The organism is Nonomuraea longicatena (assembly GCF_039525605.1).
Taxonomy (GTDB): Bacteria; Actinomycetota; Actinomycetes; order Streptosporangiales; family Streptosporangiaceae; genus Nonomuraea; species Nonomuraea longicatena.
Genome location: NZ_BAAAHQ010000057.1, coordinates 1 through 2,795 on the forward strand (window position 1 = coordinate 1; position 2,795 = coordinate 2,795).

The 2,795-nt window shown below is 66.8% G+C and carries 3 protein-coding genes; 1 reads left to right on the plus strand and 2 read right to left on the minus strand.

Annotation, left to right across the window (positions count from 1 at the left end; all coding sequences use genetic code 11):
- Positions 1 to 589: 589 nt before the first annotated feature.
- On the minus strand, positions 590 to 967 hold the full coding sequence (locus ABD120_RS37855; protein WP_343955195.1) for a SpoIIAA family protein: 378 nt from the start codon (positions 965 to 967) through the stop codon (positions 590 to 592).
- Between the two features lie 62 nt (positions 968 to 1,029).
- Here ABD120_RS37855 and ABD120_RS37860 point away from each other — a divergent pair, with 62 nt between their 5' ends.
- The gene (locus ABD120_RS37860) at positions 1,030 to 1,440 is read left to right on the plus strand and encodes a DUF7144 family membrane protein (RefSeq protein WP_343955196.1); all 411 of its coding nucleotides are present in this window, start codon (positions 1,030 to 1,032) and stop codon (positions 1,438 to 1,440) included.
- 563 nt (positions 1,441 to 2,003) lie between these two features.
- On the opposite strand, the gene ABD120_RS37865 is transcribed toward ABD120_RS37860, so the two are convergent.
- Entirely contained in the window at positions 2,004 to 2,492 is a 489-nt protein-coding gene (locus tag ABD120_RS37865; protein ID WP_343955197.1) for a potassium channel family protein, read from the minus strand.
- Positions 2,493 to 2,795: the final 303 nt, after the last annotated feature.

A 2,795-nucleotide genomic window follows, 5' to 3' on the forward strand; every position in this document is an offset into this window, starting at 1 on the left:
GCGGCCCACGATCGTCACGGAAACCGCCCTCACGACGCGGCCCACGATCGTCACGGAAACCGCCCTCACGACGCGGCCCACGATCGTCACGGAAACCACCCTCACGACGCGGCCCACGATCGTCACGAGCCCCACGTCGATCATCGGACTCCCGACGAGGCCCACGCTGGCTGAAGTCGGGCCGCTCAGCGAACCCTCGCGAATCCCGCTCTGGGAACGCCCGCCTCGGCCCCTGGTCGTCCCGATATCCCCGACCCTCGCGGTCGTCGCGGGAGCCACGTCCCTCGCGCCGGTCATCGGAACGGAACGGACGCTCGCCCCGCGAGTCGCGGGAACCGTACCTGTCAGAGGAGCGCCCGTCTCTGTCGCGGGGGCCGTCGCCGCGCTCGCGCCGTTCGTCGTCCGATCCGTTATCTCTGTTCACTTCTGGTCCATTTCGTCGGCTCACTCAGCGGACCTCTGCTCCAGCGCCGGTCCTCCGTGGCTGATCGCCGCCCGCCCCGCGGGTCTTACGCGAGAAAGGCCACCCGTGGGGGCGGCCCGGTGCCTCCAGCCTAGCAAGCTGCGACAGGTACGCGGGCCGAGCAGCTCAACCGATCAGCCAACTCCGGGCGACGTCCCCATCGGCGCCACCGAAGACCCGCACCTCGACCGGCATGAGGAAGCCCATGGCGCTGACCGCCTGCCGGATCCAACCGAGGCAAGTGACCAACGCCACCCGTTCGAACGCGGTGAACTTCTCAATCCCGAGCCGCAGATCAGCCCTCATTGCATCAAAGCTACATGCGGTGCACTCCCGCCCCAGCTCGAACAGCAGTCGCACCTTCTGATGCGTCGAGATCGGGCAGCAGCGTCTTCTCGTAGTCGTCCGCAGTGACTTCACCGACGACCTGAAAGCCACGGTCCCCGTCCGGTAGGCCGGCGATGGGTCGCAACTGCTCCCCCCGTGCCCGCGATCCCAGCCCACCCCTCCGTACCTTTACCAAAGCCGACACAGCTATCTCCCTATATCGGGGGATAAATCAGGACATGACAACCGCATCCACGCCACACAGCCCGACCTATCACCCAGAGTCCGGTTGGCTTGCCTTCGCCGGGATGCTGGGTATCGTCTTGGGCGTATTCAACGTCATCGAAGGTCTCATCGGCCTGTTCCGCGAGAGCTACTTCATCACTCCCGCCGGCAGGCTCCTGATCTTCAACTACACCGCCTGGGGCTGGATCTGGCTCGTCATCGGCGTTCTCATGATCGTCGCTGGCGCCGGAATCCTCGCAGGCCACATGTGGGCCCGGGTCCTCGGGATCACCCTGGCCGCACTCGCCATGATCGGCCAGTTCGCGTTCATCGCCGCATACCCGATCTGGTCCATCATCGCCATCGCGCTCTGCGTCCTCATCATCTACGGCCTCGTCGCCGCACCGGCCAACGCGACCGGCTGAGGGGCCCCGCCCGATGGGCGCGAATCCACGCATTCGCGCCCACGGTGGTTGACGCCTGGACCCCCTGCTCCACGACATCACCTCCCCGCCGCGCTCGGCCTGGGCGAGCCCGCCGGCAGCGCCACGCTCCCCCGCCTCCCACACATTCGCCACCCCACCGGCTCACCCACCGCATGGCGGTGACCGCAGGCAGGACACTGACCCGCCGCACCCACGACCGCAAGCGCCTTCGGCTCCGGTACGGTCCCCGCCCCCCTCGGCAGCTGCGCCCCGACGGTATGGATACGCACCAAGGCCTAACATGCAGCAGCCGCTTCCCACGCTCATCCTGCGCACGCCACTTGGACGCCATGCCCGTGCCAGTTGTCGTGACCGCAGCGCTCAGCCATCTGGACGTACGGCAGCGCCGCCAACCGCCCGCACGTCCTACCACGGAATGCCCATCGCGCTGGAACACTCCTCGCGGCGGCACCACCACACAGTGGACGACGACCTGGGCCGCCTCCACAGCCACCCGGACATGACCACACAGTGAGGGTAGACAGCCTTCACTCTGCCCGTTCTCACGGTGAAGGACGTCGGCCACGCACGTGGCCGACCACTCGACGCGACAAGAGCGTGAACGCCGTCGCCAGCACCACCAGGTTGAACACCATCTGAATCAGCACCAGCCCCCGGGCCAGTTGTCCCACCGCGTGCACATCTCCGAAACCGACCGTGGCCAGCGTGGAGACGGCGAAGTACAGCCCGTCCGTCTTGGTCTCCAGCCCGATGAACTCCCCCGGCATTCCCGTAGCCAGGGCATAGTCACCGAGCGCGAAGACCACGACCCCGCCGACGGTCAACTCCACCAGCCCTGCCAGCGGCAGATTCTCACCGCCCTGAATCACCTGCCGCACGGCCGCCTGGCGTACACCGAGCACCACGAACACCAGCCCGACGACAAACCCCGCAACCCGCAGCCAGAGCAACCACTCCGCGCCCTCCCACTGCAGCGGTAGCAGGTAGTACACCGCCACGATCGCCACCACATTGCGCACCCCCGACCACATAGAGTAACCATAGTTCCCCAGCGCTCTTTCTTCCCCCATCGCGAGTGTCCCTTTCGCTGTGAGAGCTTCCTCCTCTGTACGGCCGGCCCCGCACGGCCATCCGCTCCCGCCAACGGCCGATCCGCACAGACGGCCTCCAATACGCCTACATCCGCCACCTCAAGCAGCCCCAATGCCCGAGCCCCACACACCCCACCCCCGAACCCCCACCACAAACCCCACCCCACCCCCGCGAACCAACACACCCCCAAACACAAACAAGAAGACAGCCACCCACAAACCACACAACCCCCCAACGAACAC

Excerpts from the sequence above, each read along its gene's own strand:
- ABD120_RS37865 (WP_343955197.1), bottom strand. The coding sequence starts at position 2,492 with ATGTGGTCGGGGGTGCGCAATGTGGTGGCGATCGTGGCGGTGTACTAC.
- ABD120_RS37860 (WP_343955196.1), top strand. The coding sequence starts at position 1,030 with ATGACAACCGCATCCACGCCACACAGCCCGACCTATCACCCAGAGTCC.